The sequence below is a fragment of the Campylobacter sp. TTU-622 genome (genome assembly GCF_016598965.1).
Classification (GTDB): Bacteria; Campylobacterota; Campylobacteria; order Campylobacterales; family Campylobacteraceae; genus Campylobacter_D.
Genome location: NZ_JAENKR010000206.1, coordinates 1 through 594 on the forward strand (window position 1 = coordinate 1; position 594 = coordinate 594).

The window sequence follows — 594 nt, forward strand, 5'->3', positions numbered from 1 at the left end:
CACTAAATACAATAATACTCTTGATATTCCTGATAATTTTTTTAAAAAATACGAAAAGCGTATTTTAGTTATCACTCAAGTTAATCAAGATGCTTCTTTAAAATATGGTCAAGCATTAAGATTTAGTACAAATGAGATAATACAAGATGCTATCAATGAAAATAAAGATGCTAAAATTTATATCAAAATCCACCCTGATGTTTTAAGCGGTAAAAGAAAAAGTGATTTTGACTTAAATCTTTTGCCAGAAAATTGTGAGCTTATTAGTGAAAATTATAATCCTATCGCTTTATTGAAATATTTTTCTAAAGTTTATACTAAAACTTCTACCATGGGTTTTGAAGCTTTAATGGTTGGTTGTAAATGTGTATGTTATGGTTTGCCTTTTTATGCGGGATGGGGACTAACTATAGATAAATTAGTATGTCAAAGAAGAAAAACAAAAAGGAGTTTAGAGGAAGTTTTTGCCGCAAGTTATATGCTTTATGCACGTTATTTTAATCCCTATTTAAATCAAAAAAGTGATATTTTTGATACTATTTATACTTTAAATCGTTATAAAAATATAGAAAAAATAAATTCAAAGCGTCTTTT

General features: G+C 26.4%; 1 protein-coding gene. It reads left to right on the forward strand.

The window, feature by feature from the left end; all coding sequences use genetic code 11:
- On the forward strand, nucleotides 1-594 hold a 594-nt coding region (locus JG677_RS08500; protein ID WP_442778898.1), incomplete at both ends, for a capsular polysaccharide export protein, LipB/KpsS family.